This window comes from Bradyrhizobium sp. Bra64 (assembly GCF_024519875.1).
In the GTDB taxonomy this organism is placed as follows: domain Bacteria; phylum Pseudomonadota; class Alphaproteobacteria; order Rhizobiales; family Xanthobacteraceae; genus Bradyrhizobium; species Bradyrhizobium japonicum_G.
Window position 1 is genome coordinate 534,852 of record NZ_JALJRD010000001.1, and the last position, 19,922, is coordinate 554,773.

Annotated in this window: 18 protein-coding genes; 10 read left to right on the forward strand and 8 right to left on the reverse strand. The window is 65.0% G+C overall.

Translation table 11 applies throughout. From position 1 onward, the window contains the following. Window positions 1-55 precede the first annotated feature (55 nt). The 7 genes from NR187_RS02500 to NR187_RS02530 all read left to right on the forward strand — a co-directional run bounded on the left by NR187_RS02500 (window position 56) and on the right by NR187_RS02530 (window position 6,746). Window positions 56-595, forward strand: coding sequence for an HD domain-containing protein (locus NR187_RS02500; RefSeq protein ID WP_256805646.1), 540 nt, complete (start codon window positions 56-58; stop codon window positions 593-595). A 37-nt stretch (window positions 596-632) separates the two neighbouring features. Next, window positions 633-2,348, forward strand: a complete 1,716-nt coding sequence (ureC, locus tag NR187_RS02505) for an urease subunit alpha (RefSeq protein WP_211382082.1) — start codon at window positions 633-635, stop codon at window positions 2,346-2,348. A gap of 129 nt (window positions 2,349-2,477) precedes the next feature. Then, window positions 2,478-2,777: a putative quinol monooxygenase gene (locus NR187_RS02510; protein ID WP_211382083.1), complete on the forward strand. Its 300-nt coding sequence runs from the start codon at window positions 2,478-2,480 to the stop codon at window positions 2,775-2,777. A 14-nt stretch (window positions 2,778-2,791) separates the two neighbouring features. Then, entirely contained in the window at window positions 2,792-3,412 is a 621-nt protein-coding gene (ureE, locus tag NR187_RS02515; RefSeq protein ID WP_211382084.1) for an urease accessory protein UreE, read from the forward strand. Next, a complete protein-coding gene (locus tag NR187_RS02520; RefSeq protein WP_211382429.1) occupies window positions 3,393-4,121 on the forward strand; it encodes an urease accessory protein UreF in 729 nt (242 codons plus the stop codon). Before ureE ends, NR187_RS02520 begins: the two co-directional genes overlap by 20 nt. Before the next feature lie 39 nt (window positions 4,122-4,160). After that, complete coding sequence (ureG, locus tag NR187_RS02525) at window positions 4,161-4,784, forward strand: urease accessory protein UreG (protein WP_211382085.1); 624 nt, start codon at window positions 4,161-4,163, stop codon at window positions 4,782-4,784. Between the two features lie 300 nt (window positions 4,785-5,084). Continuing rightward, entirely contained in the window at window positions 5,085-6,746 is a 1,662-nt protein-coding gene (locus tag NR187_RS02530) for an HWE histidine kinase domain-containing protein (RefSeq protein WP_211382086.1), read from the forward strand. Here NR187_RS02530 and NR187_RS02535 read toward each other — a convergent pair. From NR187_RS02535 to NR187_RS02555, 5 genes are all read right to left on the reverse strand, one after another. Next, window positions 6,743-7,351, reverse strand: coding sequence for a TetR/AcrR family transcriptional regulator (locus NR187_RS02535; protein ID WP_256806198.1), 609 nt, complete (start codon window positions 7,349-7,351; stop codon window positions 6,743-6,745). The two genes, NR187_RS02530 and NR187_RS02535, sit on opposite strands and share 4 nt — an antisense overlap. Window positions 7,352-7,436: 85 nt before the next feature. Further along, window positions 7,437-8,579 (reverse strand): OpgC domain-containing protein, encoded by a 1,143-nt coding sequence (locus NR187_RS02540; RefSeq protein WP_211382087.1) that lies wholly within the window; start codon window positions 8,577-8,579, stop codon window positions 7,437-7,439. Window positions 8,580-8,766: 187 nt separating this feature from the next. Continuing rightward, complete coding sequence (locus tag NR187_RS02545) at window positions 8,767-9,222, reverse strand: hypothetical protein (protein ID WP_211382088.1); 456 nt, start codon at window positions 9,220-9,222, stop codon at window positions 8,767-8,769. 91 nt (window positions 9,223-9,313) lie between these two features. Further along, window positions 9,314-9,685 carry a YqjD family protein gene (locus tag NR187_RS02550; RefSeq protein WP_211382089.1) on the reverse strand — a complete coding sequence of 124 codons (372 nt, stop codon included), beginning with the start codon at window positions 9,683-9,685 and terminating at the stop codon, window positions 9,314-9,316. 78 nt (window positions 9,686-9,763) lie between these two features. After that, window positions 9,764-10,876, reverse strand: a complete 1,113-nt coding sequence (locus NR187_RS02555) for an AI-2E family transporter (RefSeq protein ID WP_256805647.1) — start codon at window positions 10,874-10,876, stop codon at window positions 9,764-9,766. 207 nt (window positions 10,877-11,083) lie between these two features. Between NR187_RS02555 and NR187_RS02560 the strand changes: the two genes are divergently transcribed. Then, window positions 11,084-11,890 carry a L,D-transpeptidase gene (locus NR187_RS02560; RefSeq protein ID WP_211382091.1) on the forward strand — a complete coding sequence of 269 codons (807 nt, stop codon included), beginning with the start codon at window positions 11,084-11,086 and terminating at the stop codon, window positions 11,888-11,890. Window positions 11,891-11,907: 17 nt separating this feature from the next. After that, window positions 11,908-12,561, forward strand: coding sequence for a DUF2865 domain-containing protein (locus tag NR187_RS02565; RefSeq protein ID WP_256805648.1), 654 nt, complete (start codon window positions 11,908-11,910; stop codon window positions 12,559-12,561). Between the two features lie 163 nt (window positions 12,562-12,724). Here the strand turns inward: NR187_RS02565 and NR187_RS02570 are convergent, their stop codons facing one another. Then, window positions 12,725-14,818, reverse strand: coding sequence for a methyl-accepting chemotaxis protein (locus NR187_RS02570; protein ID WP_256805649.1), 2,094 nt, complete (start codon window positions 14,816-14,818; stop codon window positions 12,725-12,727). Between the two features lie 270 nt (window positions 14,819-15,088). Between NR187_RS02570 and NR187_RS02575 the strand changes: the two genes are divergently transcribed. After that, the gene (locus NR187_RS02575; RefSeq protein ID WP_007599832.1) at window positions 15,089-15,244 is read left to right on the forward strand and encodes a Thivi_2564 family membrane protein; all 156 of its coding nucleotides are present in this window, start codon (window positions 15,089-15,091) and stop codon (window positions 15,242-15,244) included. A 70-nt stretch (window positions 15,245-15,314) separates the two neighbouring features. Here NR187_RS02575 and NR187_RS02580 read toward each other — a convergent pair whose 3' ends face one another. Then, window positions 15,315-17,480: a malate synthase G gene (locus NR187_RS02580; RefSeq protein ID WP_256805650.1), complete on the reverse strand. Its 2,166-nt coding sequence runs from the start codon at window positions 17,478-17,480 to the stop codon at window positions 15,315-15,317. A gap of 513 nt (window positions 17,481-17,993) precedes the next feature. Then, complete coding sequence (gene cysC / locus NR187_RS02585) at window positions 17,994-19,910, reverse strand: adenylyl-sulfate kinase (protein WP_211382095.1); 1,917 nt, start codon at window positions 19,908-19,910, stop codon at window positions 17,994-17,996. Between the last annotated feature and the right edge of the window lie 12 nt (window positions 19,911-19,922).

The window sequence follows — 19,922 nt, forward strand, 5'->3', positions numbered from 1 at the left end:
AATTTCGTGCAGCGCGCATTTGCAGCGCGCGCGGACATGGAGTCCTGTGACCGCCATGCTGTCGCCAATCCGCCTCATCTCCGAAGCCGCCGAACTTGCCGCGCGCCGTCACAACGGAATGGCGCGCAAGGGGCGCGGCAACGAGCCCTACATCAACCATCTCGCGGAGGTCGCGAACCTGCTCGCGACCGCGACAGATGGTGCGGATGCCGAACTGGTCGCGGCCGGCTGGCTGCATGATTCGATCGAGGACACCGAAACCACGCGCGAGGAGCTCGCGCAGACATTCTCCGAACGTGTCGCCTCCCTTGTCGTTGAATGCACCGACGATATGAACCTGCCAAAGCCGGAGCGGCGGCGGCATCAGGTGCTCGATGCGCCTAAGAAATCGCCTAGCGCCAAGCTGATCAAGATCGCCGACAAGATCAGCAATATCGGCGCGCGCGTCCATTCCGATCCGACGGCCGAGGAGCGTGACGACCTCGTCGACTACACTGACTGGGCCGAGCAGGTTGTCGCCGGTTGCCGCGGCGGAAACTCCAGGCTCGATACGACATTCGACGATATTGTGCTCACAGCGAGGGCTTCACTGTGAGCGCCGAACGACAATTCAAACGCAAACGGGGCTTGTGATGTCCGTCAAGATCAAACGTTCCGTGTATGCCGACATGTTCGGCCCAACCACCGGCGACAAGGTCAGGCTCGCCGACACCGATCTCATCATCGAGGTCGAGAAGGATTTCACCACTTACGGCGAGGAGGTGAAGTTCGGTGGCGGCAAGGTGATCCGCGACGGCATGGGCCAGTCGCAGGTGACGAACAAGCAGGGAGCGGCGGACACCGTCATCACCAATGCCTTGATCGTCGATCACTGGGGCATCGTGAAGGCCGACGTCGCGATCAAGGACGGCATGATCGCCGGCATCGGCAAGGCCGGCAATCCCGATATCCAGCCGGGCGTCACCATCGTCATCGGCCCCGGCACCGACGTGATTGCTGGCGAAGGCAAGATCCTCACTGCTGGCGGCTTCGACAGCCACATCCATTTCATCTGCCCGCAGCAGATCGAGCACGCGCTGATGTCCGGCGTCACCTCGATGCTCGGCGGCGGCACGGGGCCGTCACACGGCACCTTCGCCACCACCTGCACCCCGGGCCCGTGGCACATGGGCCGGATGATCCAGTCGTTCGATGCGTTTCCGGTCAATCTCGGCATTTCGGGCAAGGGCAACGCCTCGCGCCCCGCGGCGCTGGTCGAGATGATCAAGGGCGGCGCCTGCGCGCTGAAGCTGCACGAGGACTGGGGCACGACGCCGGCCGCGATCGACAACTGCCTGTCGGTCGCCGATGATTACGACATCCAGGTGATGATCCACACCGACACGCTGAACGAATCCGGCTTCGTCGAGGACACCATCAAGGCGTTCAAGGGCCGCACCATCCACGCCTTCCACACCGAAGGCGCCGGCGGCGGTCACGCACCTGACATCATCAAGGTCGCCGGGCTCAAGAATGTGCTGCCGTCCTCGACCAACCCGACGCGCCCCTTCACCCGCAACACCATCGACGAGCATCTCGACATGCTGATGGTGTGCCACCACCTCGATCCCTCGATCGCGGAAGATCTGGCGTTTGCCGAGAGCCGGATCCGCAAGGAAACCATCGCCGCCGAAGACATTTTGCACGATCTCGGCGCGCTCTCGATGATGTCGTCGGACTCCCAGGCCATGGGCCGCCTCGGCGAGGTGATCATCCGCACCTGGCAGACCGCGGACAAGATGAAGAAGCAGCGCGGGTCGTTGCCGCAGGACAAGGGCAAGGACAACGACAATTTTCGCGTCAAGCGCTACATCGCCAAATACACGATCAACCCCGCGATCGCGCACGGCGTCTCGAAGCTGATCGGCTCGGTGGAGAAGGGCAAGCTCGCCGATCTCGTGCTGTGGTCGCCGGCCTTCTTCGGCGTCAAGCCCGACTGCATCGTCAAGGGCGGCATGATCGTCGCGGCCCCGATGGGCGATCCGAATGCCTCGATCCCGACGCCGCAGCCGGTGCACTACCAGCCGATGTTCGGCGCCTTCGGCAAGGCGCGTACGGCCTCCTCCGTCGTCTTCACCTCGAAGGCGGCGATCACGGGAGGACTCGCGCGCAAGCTCGGTATCGACAAGAAGCTCTATGCGGTCCAGAACACCCGCGGCAGGATCTCGAAGAAGAGCATGATCCACAACGACGCCACGCCCAAGATCGAGGTCGATCCGGAGACCTACGAGGTCCGCGCCGACGGCGAACTGCTCACCTGTGCCCCCGCCGAGGTGCTGCCGATGGCTCAGCGATATTTCATGTACTGAAATAGCGTCTCAACGCATGCCTCCGGAGGATGTCCCGGGGGCCGGCTTTTCCGGTTTTGCGTTCGATCCCGCATGGTCTAAGGTCCCGCCCGGTATCTTAATCCAGAAGAAAAGCCGGGAGGATTTCTCGTGATCTACGTCGTTGCCACCTTGACCATCAAGCCCGAAACGCGCGCCGAATTCATCGCAGCCGCTACCGCCTGCATCAAGGAGACGCGGAAAGAGCCCGGCAATATCGCCTATGATCTGCACGAGAGCGTCACCGATCCCGCCAGGATGGTGTTCGTCGAGCAGTGGGAAAACGCCGAGGCGCTGGTGCCCCATCGTGCCATGGAGCACATGAAGACGTTCGGCCGCGTCGCGGTGAAGTGTTTTACGGCGCCGCCGAAGATCGAAGTGATCACGCCCGAGAAGGTCGAGACACGGTAACGGGGTAAAAGCGCATGATCCGGGCAACGCAGGTCAGGGGACAGTACCGCTTCACGGAGGCGCCGGCTGATACGGTAGTGCTCGATTTCGACGATCGGCACCGCCGCCGCATGGCGATGACGGGAACGCGGGGGCTCGAATTCCTGCTCGACCTGGAGAACGCCGTCGCCTTGCGCGGCGGCGATGCGCTGGTGCTGGAGGACGGCCGGCTGGTCGAAGTGGTCGCCGCGCCCGAGCCGCTGCTCGAAATTCGTGGCCACGATCCGCACCACCTCATCCGCGTCGGCTGGCATCTCGGCAACCGCCATCTGCCGACGCAGATCATGGCCAAGGGCCTGCGCATCCGCCGCGACCACGTCATCGAGGCCATGGTGAAAGGCCTCGGTGCGCGTGTGATCGAGATCGATGCGCCGTTCGATCCCGAAGGCGGCGCCTATGCCGATGCCGGCCACGCGCATGGGCACGACGACCATGCCCATCACGACCACGATCACCACGATCACGGGCACGATCATCACCATCATGATCATGCCGCGCATGACCATGGCCACGATCATCATGCTCATGACCACGACGAGCATTGCGACCACGGCGACCATCACCACGGCCACAAGCATGCTCATGACCACAAATGAGCCGGCCGGCGCCGGTGATCTCGCAGAGCGCGAGGCGGCGGCGCTGTACCGGCTGATGACCTGGCTGTCGCCGGCGTTCCCCGTCGGCGGTTTCTCCTATTCCAGCGGCATCGAATGGGCGGTCGAGGCAGGCGACATCACCGACACCGCCACGCTGGCGGACTGGCTCGATGCGATGCTCGGCGATGGCTCGGGCTTCTGCGATGCGACGTTTCTGGTCCATGCCTATCGCGCCACTGAACTGGGCGAGGACGCCACCTTGAGCGATGTCGCCGAGCTCGCCGCCGCCTTCGTGCCGTCGCGCGAGCGGCAGCTGGAGACGACCTCGCAGGGACGCGCCTTCATCGACATCGCCCGCGCCGCGTGGGATGCGGAAGGGCTGGATGCAATGGTTGCGGCATGCCGCACGCCACTGGTCTACCCGGTGGCGGTCGGCGTCGTTGCCGCGATGCACGGCGTGCCGCTGGCGCCGACGCTGCACGCCTTCCTGCATGCGCTGGTCTCGAACTGGATTTCCGCGGCCAGCCGGCTCATTCCGCTCGGCCAGACCGACAGCCAGCGCGTGCTGGTGAGGCTGGAAGCGGCCGTCGCCGCGACCGCCAATCGGGCGCTGAATGCGGCGTTGGACGACCTCGGCAGCGCGACGTTTCGCGCCGATCTCGCCAGCCTGCGGCACGAAACGCAATATACGCGGCTGTTTCGATCATGAGCGGCATGGCCTAAAATCAATCAGGAGAGAGCGAGTTACATGTCTACTTCTCACGGCCCCTTGCGTGTCGGCGTCGGAGGCCCGGTCGGATCGGGCAAGACCGCGCTGATGGACCTGCTCTGCAAGACCATGCGCGAGCGCTACGACATCGCGGCGATCACCAACGACATCTACACCAAATGGGATGCGGAATTCCTCGTGCGCTCGGGCTCGCTGACGCCGGACCGCATTGCCGGGGTCGAGACCGGCGGCTGCCCGCACACCGCGATCCGCGAAGACGCTTCGATGAATTTGGCCGCGGTGGCGGACATGCGCGCGAAATTCCCCGGACTCGATCTCGTCCTGATCGAATCCGGCGGAGATAATCTCGCTGCCACTTTTTCCCCGGAGCTCGCCGACCTCACCATCTACGTCATCGACGTCGCGGCCGGCGACAAGATCCCGTCCAAGGGCGGCCCCGGCATCACAAGGTCGGACCTCCTTGTGATCAACAAGATCGACCTGGCGCCCCATGTCGGCGCTTCCCTGGAAAAGATGGAGACGGACGCCAGGCGCATGCGCGGCGAGCGTCCGTTCGTCATGACCAACCTGAAGAAGAGCCAGGGCCTCGACCGCATCATCGGCTTCATCGAGGCCAAAGGCGGCCTGAAAAGGGGCAGCTGACGGACGCGACGACTTAACGCAGGCGTTTCGCTTCGTTAACGCCCTGGCGGCAGTGCCGTCCACGGAACAAATTTTCGACACGGCGATTAACTACCTCCGGTGCCCGGGGAGCCAATCCGTCCCGGCCGGACCATCGGCCGGACGGATTAAGCTTCTCAGGCGACCCAAGTTGCGTACTGATGCCTCCTCCTTCATTATCTCCGCCACCGGGGGTCACCCTGTTTCGGCACCTGGCCGTTCGAACGGCGTTCATATGCTCCGTGCTTATTGCCGACCTCCTGCGTTCGCCTGAGTAGTCGCGTGGTCCGGCTGGGATTCATCATCGGCTTCATCGCTCTGCTCGGGGTCTTGCTCTCCGGGCTTGCGGCCTATCGCGTCCACGACCAGGAGCTGGCGCTGGACCGGATCGCGCTGGCGCGTGCGATCGACGTCCATGCGAGCCTGGTCCAGGACCGGCTGACCGAGCGCGAGCTGCTCGCACGGGTTGCTTCAGGCCTGTTCCGGGCGCCCTCGGTGCTCAAGCCGAACATGCTCGAGCCGCTGCGCTCGGCCATCTACGCCTTCAAGACCGATTTCGTGGTGGCCGGCTGGGTCGCTCGCCTGAAGCCGAACGAGCTTGCCGCGGCGCAGGCCGCCATCGCCAGCGCCGGTTTTCCCAATCCGCAGATCCGCAGCTATGACGACAAGCCGATCGACCCGGCGAGCGTCACCCAGCCGATTGACGTGCTGTTGGACCTCGAACCGCGCAGCAACGAGACCAAGGCGCTGCCTGGCCGCAGCTACGACCAGGATCAGGTGCGCAGCGCCATGCTGACGCGCGCCAGGGTCGAGAAGAGGTCGGTCGCCTCGGACCCGATTCCGCTGCTGCGCAGCGGCGGGCCGATCGGCGTCATCGTGGCCGCTCCCGTCATCCCCGAGGGTGCGACTGAGCCGGCAGGCTTCATCACCTTTTCCTACGAGCTCGCCTCCCTGATGCTGACCAACGACGACATGTCGCTGTTCTCGGTCGCGCTGAAGGATCCGCGCAGGGACGGCGGCGAGCTCGTCGCCAATGATCAAGGCGTTGTCTCGGACCGCATGACGGCGGCGGACGGACCGGCGCCGTCGGCGACGCGCACGGTGAGCTTCGGCGCTCGCGACTGGCAACTCGGCTATTACGCCAAGACCAACTCGGCGCGTCGCGCCGAGCAGACCGCGATCATCGTGGCGGCGATCGGCTTTGCGATCACCGCGATGGTGTGCGGCCTGTTCGGCTATGTCGCCTACAACAATCTGCGGCTCAGCCGGGAAATCCAGGTGCGGATCGGCTTCGAGCGCCGGTTGACGGCTGTGATCGACGAGCTCAACCACCGGGTCAAGAACATCCTGGCGGTGATCCAGTCGATCGTGACGCGCACGCTGCGCCACGGCTCGGACATCGACGTCGCGCGCGAGCTGCTGATCGGCCGCATCCACGCCATGTCCAACGTGGTCTCGCTGCTCAGCGAGAGCCAGTGGCAGGGCGTCAAGCTGAAGGGCCTGTTCGAGGCGCGCGCCATCCCGCATGCCGACCGCATCGCGGTCACAGGTCCCGACATCGCGGTCAGCGCGCGGGCGGCGCAGAGCCTGTCGCTGCTGTTCTTCGAGCTCGCCTCGCACTCCGATGAGGGCCTGTCGCTGGTCGGCAAGCACCCGCACATCACCGCGAACTGGACGGTGACGGGCGAGGGGACCGATGAGGTCTTCCATTTCCGATGGGAGGAGTTCAACACCAGCGAGGCGACGCGCCGCCCCGATTCCGATTTCGGCCTGATCCTGCTCGACCGCGTCGCCCCCGAGGCGCTCGGCGGCACCGCCAAGCGCTATTTCACCGACGTCTCCTACGTCTACGAGCTGACCGCGCCGATGGAGACGGTGGTCGACATGTCCGAACGCGACCGCACCGACAAGATCTCTGCACCGGTCCGGCCGGTGCGGAGCTAGCTCTTCGGCCGCAACACGAGGTCAACCAGAGCCCGCGCGTAGGCCGGCGTGATCGGCGCGATGCCGAAGACGTAGCGGTAGAACAGGCCGCCATAGATCGCGTCGTAGATATCCTGGGGCGGTCCTTCCGCGCTGATGCTGCCGTCGCTCTGGCCCGCGGCGATCATCTCGATCAGCGCGTCGCGGCGGAATTGCAGATAGCGGGCGTAGAACAGCTCCGCCGAGCCGGTCTTGGAGATGCATTCGGAGATGACGGCGAGCTGGACCTTGCCGAACTCGCCCTGCAGTGCTTCGGCGTAGGCCGCGGCATGGCGGCGTGCCCGCGCGGCGGGGCTGCCGGAGCTTGCTGGCGGCAGCGGCAGCATCTGCGCGGCATGATGGAGGAAGGCGTCGATCAGCAGCGCCTCGCGGGACGGCCACCATTTGTAGATCGTCATCTTGGAGACGCTGGAGTGCCGCGCGACCGCGTCGATGGTGGTGGCGGCAAGGCCGGTGGCGGCCATCAGCGCATAGGCGCTTTCGAGAATGGCGTTGGTGGTCTCGATCGATCGCGGCCTCCCGCGCCGGGGCGCGCTGTCAGCCTCGTCACCCCCGCTTTTCGCCATCGCCACGTCCGGTCTCCTCACGCAGAGTCACTCGGAATAGCGCAGCCACGGCCTTCGGCCTAGCAGAATCGCACGATTATGTGAGCTATGCCTGCTGCCGCAGCGCCGCAGGCAGGTCCTGCCGTCTGGACCAGGCGATGTAATAGGCGACCGCAGTCATCGCGGCGAAGCCAGCGATGCTCACCGCGATCTGCATCACCACCAGGTTCGGGCCTGTGATCAGGATGAGATGCCCGGCGAAGGACAGGAAAACGGCGGCGCAAAAGACGGCGAGCCATTCTTCTCCGCAAGTGATCACCGCCTGAAGCGGCTTCAATTGCAGGCCGGGATGATCGGCCGGAATGAGATGGGTCGCAAGGAAGGCGAGCGCGAGGAAGTGGACGATGCGGTAGGGCGCGAGGTTTTCCTTGTCGGTCGGCGCGATGCTGTCGAGGACGACGTCCGGCAGATAAACCGACAACGTCGGCGAATGCCGCATCAAGGTGAACGCCATCGCGAATACGAGATAGCTCCCCGCGAGGATCCGCAGCCAGGACATGCCGCGCAGCGCCCGCCCGGGCGCGCCCGTCACGGCGAACCAGCCGCCCAGCACCATCAGCATCTGCCAGCACAGCGGATTGAAGGTCCATTCCTGGTCCGGATAGACCCGGAAATTCCAGTCGAACCAGCGCGCGGCAAGATACAGCGCGACCGATGCGCCGAGCGTCAGGTTCGGCCACCGCAACAGCCCCCACAGCGCAAACGGAAAGAAAGCCATCAGCGGGATCATCAGCTGCAGCAGGTCGAGGTTCAGCGGTTCTTCCTGCAACACGAGGCCGCGGACCAGGGTGCGCAGCGGGTGGTCGAGAATGCCGGAGATGTTGTATTCGTGGATGATCTCGGGCGCCATCGATTGCGAGGCGACATAGGCGATGGTGTCGATATAGATCACGAACAGCACGACATAGGCGGCGTAGAGCCGCCAGACGCGGCGGAAGATTCGCGTTGCCGCGACGACATAGCCGCGCTCCAGCGCCATCCTGCCGTGGATGATCGCGACGCCATAGCCCACCACGAACACGAACAGATCGGCTGCCCCGCTGAAGCCGAAATTGCGCAGCGTCAGCAGGTTGACGACGTTGTTCGGGATGTGATCGACGAACACCGACCAGTTGGCGATGCCGAGCGTCAAATACAGCCTGGCGTCGTGATGGAATGCGGCGAGGTTCGCCTTGACGGACGGTTTCATTGAGTAAAATAGCTTTGGGAATCAGGGTGATGCTTTTACCGGCAACCACCTGCCTATCCGAGTAGCGTTTGCGTGAGCAGGGCCGGATTTGTCCCCGGTGGCGAAAAATTGCGCAGGCCCCCCCCCCGAACTTGCACGAACCCGCTTATTCGACGCTGCGGCGCAATTTTCAAACGCGCTCTGACCGCTACTCGGCGGGTTCAGCCGACGTCTCGTCGGGTACGCCGGCGCGGCTGGCCATGATTCCCAGGGCGACGCCGCCGATCGCCAGGATCGGCAGCAGCCGCTTGACCCCGATGGCGCGAGCGATCTGGAGTCCCGTTGCGAGCAGCATCGGGTCCGCGAGCATGCTCTGTGCCGCCGACTTCGCGGCGCGCTCGGCCGCGATGTGAGCTTGCTTGCGCAACTGACGCTTGTAAGCCCAATAACTCAGCGCCGCGGTCAGGGTCAGGAGAAAGAAGACGCCGGCACCGGCGAGGCAGGCCTGCACCGGACCATATTTTTCCAGCACCGAGATGAAGGCCGCTGCGCATAGAAAGCATGTGGTGATGAAGAGAGCGAACGCCGCGCCCGCAGCGAGCGAGGTCAGCCGCACGGTTGTGCCGGTAGATGCGCTGATCCCGTCGATGATGCGCTGAAACATGGCCTTGCTCCTCAAATCCCCACAAGCCTGGTCGTCGCAACCGAGCCCCGGCGGCGCCGCAGCGCCGCCGTCTCGAAATCGATTTGCGACCTCAGCGGCGCCAGACCGCGCCGATCAGGAATCCAATTCCGAGCGCAAGCCCGACGGTCGCGAGCGGCCGCTGCGTGATCGCGTCCTCCAGCGTCTCCTCGATCGAGCCGTAGGCCTCCTGTGCCGCGTCCATCATCGCGCTGCCGCGCTCCGACACGTCGTCGATCGCGGAATCCACGTTTTCGCGCGCCTGGCGGTAGCCGCGGCGGGCCTGCTTGCTGGAGGAGTTGGCAAAAGTATTGAGCGCGTCGGTGATCTGATCGGTGAGGGCGGCGATATCGCTTTTCACGGCTGCTACATCCTTCTCGAGGCGTTCTCTGGTGGCTTTGTCGGTCCAGTCTCTCATCCCGGCTTCGGCATTGGTCGTGGACATCAGGAGCTCCGAGCTGTTGACGGCTGAGATAGCCGGAAAACGTTTCGTCGTCGGGTAAGTTCCGTTCGCGGAAACCAGTCAGTCCTGCGGAAGCTGCGGCGAATCCTGCGGCAGCAGATGCTCCTTCAGGATCAGGGCGACGATCAGCAGCGGCGACGATAGAAACGCGCCCATCGGGCCCCACAGCCAGGTCCAGAACGCCAGCGCGAGCAGCACGGCGAGCGCGTTGAGCTCCAGCCGCCGGCCGATGATGGTCGGCGTGACGAAATGTCCCTCCAGGAAGGTAAGGCCGCCGAAGGCGAGCGCCGCCATCAGGCCGCCGCTGACGGTCGGGAAGGTGACAAGTCCCACCACGACCAGAATGACGAACATTGCGACCGGTCCGATGATCGGAATGAAATTGAGGGTGGCCGCGAGGGCGCCGAGGCCGGCCGGATTGGGCATGCCGGTGAGTGCGCAGACAATGCCGGCGGCGACGCCGACGCCGACATTGATGAGGGTCACGGTCAGGAGGTAGTTGCCGAGATGGACTTCGATCTCGTTGAGGATGCGCAGGGTGCGCAGCCGTGCGTCATGATCGCCGAAGGTCATGATCATCGCCCGCCGCAGATCGCGCCAGCTGGCGATGAACAGGATCAGGGTAACGAAAAACAGCAGGAATTCGGTAAAGGTCGGTGACAGGAATTCGATCGTCGGCTGCACCCACTCGAATTTCGGCATTTGAAGGCTGGGCAAACCCTCCGAGCCGCCGAGCATCGCCTGCAGCTCCCGCCACAGCGCCAGCGGCCGGTCGAACACGTGCAGCTTGTCCTTCAACTTCGCGCCGAGTTCGGGCAGGCGCGAGCTCCATTCCATCGCAGGCGAGGCGATCAGCGCGACGACGAAGCCGACCAGGGTGGTCACCGCGATCACGATCAGCGCGGCGGCGAGCCCTCGCGGCACTTTCCGCTTCTCCAGGAAGGTCGCCGCCGGCGAGAGCATCGTGCCGGTAACGAAGGCCATCACCACCGGCAGAAAGAACGCCCTTCCGACATAGAGCACCGTGACGATTGCGATGAGGAGCAGCCCGGCCAGCGCGAATGCGACGAATTCGGTGCGGCGGATCACCGGCGGAAGTTCGCCCGGTCTCTCGGGAAGCGGAGTGCCTTCGGCATTGCCGGGAATGGGACGTTCGCTGGGGAGGACGCGCACAATGCTTCTCCGGCACGGAAACTACGGTCGGCGCCCATCGACGCCTAAGGAACGTGCGAGCGCGGCTCCGGTTCCATCGCGGCTTCGTGAAGGGACGATCGCTTGACTGTGACGCGGCTGCCGCATCCCGCGGCGGAACTTGTAGCGGCTCGGCCGCGTTTGATGGAAAGCGCATCACCCTGATGCAGGCATCCTACGGGGCAGCCCATGACGAAGTTCTCTGCAGTCCGACGCCGCTTTTCGCCGCGCCGCATCTCCGCTCTCGCGTTCGCAACCGCCTTGCTGGCCGTGCCTTTCGGCGCCGCAAGCGCGCAGACCCTCGGCTATATGCCGATGCAGCCTCAAGCCTATTCGCCACAGGCCTATCCGCAGGATCAGGGCTATTCAAGCCAAGGTTATGCAAGCCAAGGCTATGCAAGTCAGGAATCGCAGGCGCCCGACGAGGATGCCGCGCTTCCCGATCGCCTGCGCAAGCAGATCGTCAGCTTCGACCGGAGCGAGCCCGCCGGCACCATCGTCATCGATACCAACAACACCTATCTCTACTACGTGCTCGGCCAAGGACGCGCCATTCGCTATGGCGTCGGCGTCGGCCGCGAGGGCTTCACCTGGTCGGGTGTGCAGAGCGTCAGCCGCAAGGCGGAATGGCCGGACTGGCATCCGCCGGCCGAGATGATCGCGCGCCAGCCCTATCTGCCGCGCTTCGTCGCAGGCGGCCCCGGTAATCCGCTCGGCGCGCGTGCGATGTATCTCGGTTCGAGCGAATACCGCATCCACGGCACCAACGATCCCACCACGATCGGCAAGTTCGTCTCGTCCGGCTGCATCCGCATGACCAACGAGGACGTCACCGACCTGTTCAGCCGCGTCAGTGTCGGCGCCAAGGTCGTGGTGCTCCCGAAGAACGCCCCGCTGATGGCGAAAGGCAGCGATCCCGTGCGCAAGCGCTCGCCGGTGACGACGCTGCCCTCGGGCCGGCAGGCTCTGAACATTTCGACGTCGGCCGTGAACTGAGAGTTGAGTGAGGTCACATGAAGAGACGTTCGATCGGCAGACTGGCCGGCGGCGCGGCGGCGTTCCTCGCCGTCGCCTCCTTCGGCCTCGCGCTGACGCCGCCGGCGCATGCGGAGGACTTTTTCTCGGCGCTGTTCGGCGGCTTCCGCGGGCGCCCGGCGCCGGAGATCCGCATGCCGTTCCCGACCGATGACATGCCGCGTTACGACACGCCGCGGCAGCGGACCTCCTATGGTGGCGGCACGGCCTATTGCGTGCGCGGCTGCGACGGGCGTTATTTCCCGGCGCAGGGGAATGATGCCGAGAGCAAGGCGCAGTCCTGCAAGAGCTTCTGCCCCGCTTCCGAAACCTCACTGGTCTATGGCAGCGATATCGACGACGCCACGACGGACAAGGGAAAATCCTACTCCGACCTGCCGAACGCCTTCCGGTATCGCAACGAGATCGTGGCGGGCTGCACCTGCAACGGCAAGGATCCGGCCGGGCTCGCCCAGGTCAAGATCGACGCCGATCCCACCTTGCGCAAGGGTGACATCGTCGCGGGCGCCGACGGCCTGGTGGTCGCCAGCCGCAATGCCAACGCCAGCCGCGGCGTCGCAATGAACTTCTCCCCGCTGCCGGATTCGGTGCGCGCAAGATTCCGCCAGGTGCCGGTGGTGGCGAAGGAGTAGGCCCCACCGTCGTCCGGGCGAAAGCCAGGACCAATTACCCGAATGCCGATGTGGCGCGACGCCGCTAACCACCAGCCTACCTCTTGCAGAGGATGGTGGTTATGGGTCCTGGCTTTCGCCAGGCGAAAGCCAGGACGACGCCGAGCGTGTCGCTGACGCAGCCCTACGCCGCGCGGATCTTGCCGAGGAAGTCGCTGACCTCATGGCCGAGCTGGCGGCTCTGGCTCTCCAGCATCTCCGAGGCGCTCTTCACGTTGTCGGCGGCAGCGGCGGCAGCGTCCGCATCGGCTTTGACGCCGGTGATGTTGTCCGAGACGTTCTTGGTGCCCTGCGCCGCAAACTGCGTGCTGCGGGTGATCTCCTGGGTCGCCGCGCCCTGCTCCTGCACGGCGGCGGCAATCGCGGTCGCGACCTCGTTGACCTCGCCGATGATGCCGCCGATGGTCTGGATCGCGTTGATGGCCTCGCCCGCGACCTTCTGGATGTCGGCGATCTGCTCGGAGATTTCCTCGGTCGCCTTCGCGGTCTGGCTCGCCAGCGACTTCACCTCGGAGGCGACCACGGCAAAGCCGCGGCCGGCTTCGCCGGCGCGCGCCGCTTCGATCGTGGCGTTGAGCGCGAGCAGATTGGTCTGCTGTGCGATGGTGTTGATCAGGCCGACCACCTCGCCGATGCGCCCGGCGGACTTCGCCAGGCCCTGCACGGTGCCGTCGGTCTCGCTTGCCTGCGTGACGGCGCGGCCGGCGATGCCCGCGGCATGCGCGGCCTGCTGGCTGATGTCGTTGATTGAAGCCGAGAGCTCTTCGGCGGCGGCGGCGACGCTGTCGACGCTCATGGAGGCGTCGTTGGAGGCCTTGCCGGCGACCTGGACGCGGTCGTTGGTCTGGCGCGGTACCGCGGACAGGTCGCCCGAGGTCTTGCGCATCTCGCCGGAAGCCTCGCTCAATTCGCCCAGCGTCTTGCGCACCGCGCCCTCGAATTCGCCGACATAGGCTTCGACCGCGCGCTGGCGCGCGACGGCGTCCGCATTGCGCTCGCGCTCGTGCTCTTCGATCTTGAGCTTGTCGGTCGCCTGCTGCTTGAAGGTCTCCAGCGCGCCTGCGAGCGCGCCGATCTCGTCGTTGCGGTCGAGATAGCCGCTGTCGACGGCAAGGTCGCCGCCGGCGACCTTCAGCATGGCGTCACGGATGGTGTTGAGCGGAGTGATGACGCGGCGGCTGACCAGCATGATCGCGCCGACGGCAAGGCCGATGGCGAGCGCCAGAAGTGCGAGCTGCATGACGAGTGCGCGTTGAGCTGCGTCGCGCTGTTCCAGCGTATGGCTCTTGGCGGCGTCGAGCGCGGTTTCGGCGACGGCAACCGCGGCGGCCAGACGGCCCACCGTCACCGGTGTCCATTGGTTCGCCGTCATCTCGGCCTTCTCACCCTTGGCAAGCGTATCGGCGAGGCGATCACGGAGCGCCAGATATTGCGGATCGAAATAGGCGGTCTTGACCGTCGCCAGGGCGGACGACAGTGCGGGCGGGAGCTGCATGCCCGACGCCGACAATTCCAGCGCCTTCCACATTGCGGCGGTTCCGCCGACGAATTGGGTATAGGCGAGGCGGGCCTCCGGCGCCATGCGGCCGGCGTTGAGTCCGGTCGAGATGATCAGCGACGCTTCGCCCCCGGTATTGCGCAACAGCCAGGCGCTCTGCTTGATCGACAGCAGCTGATCGATCGCCGCATCCTGGTGGTTGACGGTGGCGGCCAGGACGTTCGAGAGCTTGTCCAGTGTGTCCAGCAGGCCCTGCGTCGTCTCCATATACTCCTTCGGCAGGCCTGCGCGGCGCTGGTCCTTGGGCTTGGCGACGTCCTCCCAGAACTGCTTCTGCTCCTCGGTCAGCAATTTGAAGAGGCGCGCGAGCTCCGGCACCAGCGTGCCGGACTGCGGAAAGTCCATGGTCGGCAGCAGCTCGACCGCGCGTGCCATCGCCGGCATCTGGGCGTCCCGGATCGAGCGCAGATATTTCTCGATCTCGCCATCCATGGGCACGGTCGCGTTCAGCAGGCGGTTGGTGGTCGAGCGATCGGTGCGCAGATTGTGCATCGCCTTGAACAGATCGGCGGAGGCGTCCGCGATCCGCGAGATGCGATTGGCAGTCTGGAGGCGATCCCACGACTCATGGGCCGTCAGCGAGAGCGCGATCACCACGCAGATCGACGTAATCGCGATCACCGCCTTCAGCAGCACGGATACGGTCAGACGATTCAGCATCGAAGTCCCCCAAATTCCCATTGCAAAGTTCGTGAAGACGCCCGGCAACATCGACAAGCGGGGGCGCGGCAGATCGGCAATCGCATGCCGTTGCCCCTCGGGGGGCCAAACGGTTTCTGCATCTGAAAGGAAAAGGGTAAAGTTTTAGACAGTTGGGCTGGCGGTAGAAGTACGTATTTACCAAAAGTTGCAATGGGTTGCCCGAATGGAACCGGCGCGCGAGATAGGCGTTAGGATATCGTTAGCAATCTGCCTGAAGGGGGCCTCGCGATGCTGGTCGGCGTACTCGTCACCTTTCTCGTCGTCATTCTCGTGCTCTATCTCATCAACATGTTGCCGATGGACGGCCGCGCCAAGCAGATCGCGCGCGTTGTCGTCATCATCATCGGCATCGTGTCGCTGCTGAAATATCTCGCAGTGTTTTAGCGGGGCTTAGGGTCCCCAAACAAAAAAGCCCCGGCGTGAGCCGGGGCTTTTGGTGTTTGCGTATCCGGGCTTAACCCGCTGCCTTGGCCTCGCGGCGGCGGGCGGTCAGGATGTATTCGGTGTAGCCGTTCGGCTGCTCGCGGCCCTTGAAGATAAGGTCGCAGGCGGCCTTGAAAGCGACGCCGTCGAAGGCTGGCGCCATCGGCTTGTAGATGGCATCGCCGGCGTTCTGCTTGTCGACGACGACCGCCATGCGCTTGAGCGATTCCATCACCTGCGCTTCGGTGATGACGCCCTGGTGCAGCCAGTTGGCGAGATGCTGGCTGGAGATGCGCAAAGTGGCACGGTCTTCCATCAGGCCGACATCGTGGATGTCGGGCACCTTGGAGCAACCGACGCCCTGGTCGATCCAGCGCACGACATAGCCCAGAATGCCCTGGCAGTTGTTGTCGATCTCCTGCTTGACGTCATCGGGCGCCCAGTTCGACTTCGACACCGGAATGGTGAGGATGTCCGACAGTTTCGCCCGCGGCCCGCCCTTGGTCAGCTCCTCTTGGCGCGCGGTGACGTTGACCTGGTGATAGTGCAGGGCGTGCAGCGTCGCCGCGGTCGGCGAGGGCACCCAGGCGGTGGTGGCGCCGGCCTGCGGATGAGCGAGCTTCTGTTGCAGCATGTCCGCCATCTTGTCGGGCGCGGCCCACATGCCCTTGCCGATCTGGGCATGGCCGGGCAGGCCACAGGTCAGGCCCATGTCGACGTTCCAGTCCTCGTAGGCCTTGATCCAGGCCTGCGCCTTCATCTCGTTCTTGCGGATCATGGGACCGGCTTCCATCGAGGTGTGGATCTCGTCGCCGGTGCGGTCGAGGAAGCCGGTGTTGATGAACATGATGCGCTTGGAGGCGCGCTGGATGCAGGCCTTGAGGTTGACGGTGGTGCGCCGCTCCTCGTCCATGATGCCGACCTTGAGCGTGTTCTCGGGCAGGCCCAGCATCTTCTCGACACGGTCGAAGATCTCGCAGGTCAGCGACACCTCGTCCGGGCCGTGCATCTTCGGCTTGACGATATAGGCCGATCCCGTGCGGCTGTTCTTGGTCTTCGAGTTGCCCTTGAGGTCGTGGATCGCAAGCAGGCCCGAGACGGCGGCATCGAGCAGGCCTTCCGGAATCTCCTCGCCGGCTTCGTCCAGCACCGCGTCGGTGAACATGTGGTGACCGCAATTGCGCATCAGCAGCAGGCTGCGGCCGTGCAGCTTGACCTCGCTTTTGCCGTCCGGCGTCTTGTAGCTGCGGTCGGCGTTGAGCGCGCGCGTCAGCGTCTTGCCGCCCTTCTCGAAATCGGCCGACAGCGTGCCGTTCATCAGGCCGAGCGTGTTGCGGTAGACCAACACCTTGTCTTCGGCATCGACGGCGGCGACCGAGTCCTCCATGTCGAGGATGGTGGAGACCGCCGATTCCATGATCATGTCGGCGACGCCGGCCGGATCGTCCTTGCCGATCGTGCTGCTGCGGTCGATCTTCACTTCGATATGCAGGCCGTTATTGGCGAGCAGCACCGCGCTCGGCGCGGCCGCTTCGCCCTGAAAGCCGGCGAATTGTGCGGCGTTCTTCAGCGCGGTGGCGTTGCCGCTCTTGAGTTTCACCGCGAGCTGGCCCGCGACGATACTGTAGGCGGTGACGTCGGTGTGGCTGCCGGTCGCGAGCGGCACGGCGGCATCGAGGAATGCCTTGGCCTTGGCGATCACCTTGTCGCCGCGCGCCTTGTTGTAACCCTTGCCGCTCTCGGAAGGATCGTGCGCGATCGCGTCGGTGCCGTAGAAGGCGTCGTAGAGCGAACCCCAGCGCGCATTCGCAGCGTTCAGTGCATAGCGCGCATTGGTGAGGGGCACGACGAGCTGCGGGCCGCAGATCTTGCCGATCTCCTCGTCCACATTGGCGGTCTCGACCTTCTGCGTCGCAGGTTCAGGGACGAGATAGCCGATCTCCTTCAGGAAGGCGGTGTAGGCGTTGAGGTCGAACGCCTTGCCCTTGTTGGCGCGGTGCCAGTCGTCGATCTTGGCCTGCAGCGTGTCGCGGAATGCGAGCAGCGACCTGTTCTTCGGCCCCAGGTCCTTGATGATGGCGGCGAGTCCGGCCCAGAACGCATCCGGCGCGATCCCCGTTTTCGGGGCCGCTTCCTTGGCGATGAAATCGAACAGGACGGGAGCGATCTTCAATCCGTGGGCGTCGACGCGTTTCATGATGGTCTTTCTTGTTTGAAATGGCTGTTTTTGGCTGCTTTTGACCCGACAGCAGCAAAATGCGCCCACTGGGAGCGGCTTTCGGCCCTATTAGCCCCAAAATCGGGGCCGTGAGAAGGCCCCCGACGCCTGTCAAAATGTCAAGAAGGGGGTGGCCGGACCCGCGCTGCCTGCAGTTTGCGCACGGTGAATGCGGCTGAGCACACTCGGCTCCCTCCCCCGCAGGGTCAGGGCTATCGCCTATGACAGCGAGAGGTTTCCGAAAGAGCTCGGCCCGCATGGTTCGAGACACCCGCTTTGGCGGGCTCCTCACCATGAGGGTCTGATATCTCACCGCAGAACGCCACCTCATCCTGAGGGCCCGCCGTAGGCGGGCGTCTCGAAGGATGGGCCGCAGGCAAGCTGCCCGCCACGCTTTTCTTCATATGCGATAGCCCTGCCCCGCAAGGGGGGAGGGAACGCAGTTGAGCGTGCGGAGAATGCGCGATGTCGATCGAGGGAGCGTGCGCCCCCTCAAATATTGGCGGCGAGGTCCACGACCTCGTCGAACAGTACGCCGGTGGTCTTCAGCATCTGTTCGATCTCGTCCGCCGCCTCGGCGACCGTCCGCGACGACGTGTCGATCACGAGTTCGGCGGCCTGCGGCGCCTCGTAGTCGTTGCCGATGCCGGTGAACGAAGCCAGCGCGCCGGCGCGGGCCTTCTTGTAGTGGCCCTTGGGATCGCGCTCCTCGCAGATTTCGGCCGGCGTTGCCACGTGGATCTCGCGGAACGCGGTGTCGGCGATGCGGCGCGCGGTGGCACGGTCCTCGCGGGCCGGCGAGACGGCGGCGACGATGGCGACGTGGCCGTTGCGGGCCAGATGCGTCGCGACTTCGGCAAGACGACGGATGTTCTCGCTGCGGTCGGCGGCGGAGAAGCCGAGATCGCTGTTGAGCCCGGCGCGCAGCGTGTCGCCGTCAAGCAGGATCGGCGAGCCGCCATTGGTGAAAAGCCGGCGCTCCAGCGCCTTGGCCAGCGTCGATTTGCCGGAGGCGGGCAGGCCCGTGAGCCAGACCACGGCGCCGTTGTGCTGATAGCGCGCGGAGCGCTCATCCAGCCGCAGCGCGGATTCCACCGGCACGATGTCGACCGGCACGGCGCGCTGGCCGGCGTCGACCGACAGCACCAGGCCGCCGCCGGCGATACGGCCGGAGACCTCGATCACGAGGCGGCCGGTGCGCGGATTCTCGGTGTAGGGATCAGTTGCGATCGGATTGGACAGGGAAATGTCGATCTCGCCGACATGGTTGCGGCCGATCGCCTTGTTCTCGACGCTCGACAGCTCGCCGGGATCGACCGCCTTCTCGATCGCGACCACGGTGGCGCGACTTTCTTTCGGCCCGCAGCGAACCAGAAGCTGATCCCCCTTGGCGAGCGGCTTGTCGTGCAGCCAGAAGATCCGCGCGCGCAGCCGGCGCGTCTCGCGCGGGGCGGCGCTGGCATGGGCGATGATGTCGCCGCGCTCGACGAACAGCTCGCGGTCGAGCGTGATGCCGACCGAGCGGCCCGCACCCTGACGTCCAGCGACCGGCGTCACCGGCCAGCTCTCGACCGTCTTGATCTTGGCGATCTTGCCGGCCGGCATGATCACGATCTCGTCGCCGGCGGTGAGGCTGCCGGATTCGATGCGGCCCGCGACGATGCGGCGGTCGTCGAATTTGTAGATCGCCTGCACCGGCAGGCGCAGCGCCAGCGCTTCCAGCGGCCGCGCTGGCTCGAGCCGGTCCAGCGCCTCGACCACCGTCGGTCCGTTGTACCAGCCGATACGTTCGGTGCGCTCGGCGACACCGTCGCCGTCGCGGGCCGAGATCGGGATCACTGCCGTGGGCTTCACGCCGAGTCCCTGCAAATGCGCGGAAATCTCGTCGCTGATCTCCTTGAATCGCGCGGCGGAGAAATCGACGCGGTCCATCTTGTTGACGACGATCGCGACCTGCTTCACGCCCAGAAGATGCAGCAGATAGCCGTGCCGCCTTGTCTGGTCGCGCACGCCTTCGAGCGCGTCGATGATCAGCACCGCACCGTCGGCCTGCGAGGCGCCGGTGATCATGTTGCGCAGGAATTCGGCGTGGCCGGGCGCGTCGATCAGCACGATGTCGCGTGAATTGGTGCGGAAGCGGATCTGCGTGGTGTCGATGGTGATGCCCTGGTCGCGCTCGGTCTGGAGCGCATCGAGCAGGAACGACCATTCGAACGGCATGCCGCGCCGGGCGCTGACCGCCTTCAGCATTTCGAGCTTGCCGTCGGGCAGGCTGCCGGTCTCGTGCAGGAGGCGCCCGACCAGCGTCGACTTGCCGTGGTCGACATGGCCGACGATGACGATCCGGACCTGGGGACGCGTGGTGCCGTTCGGGGTGGCAGGCGAAGCGGGGGTGACGATCATGTTCATAGCCGCATTGCG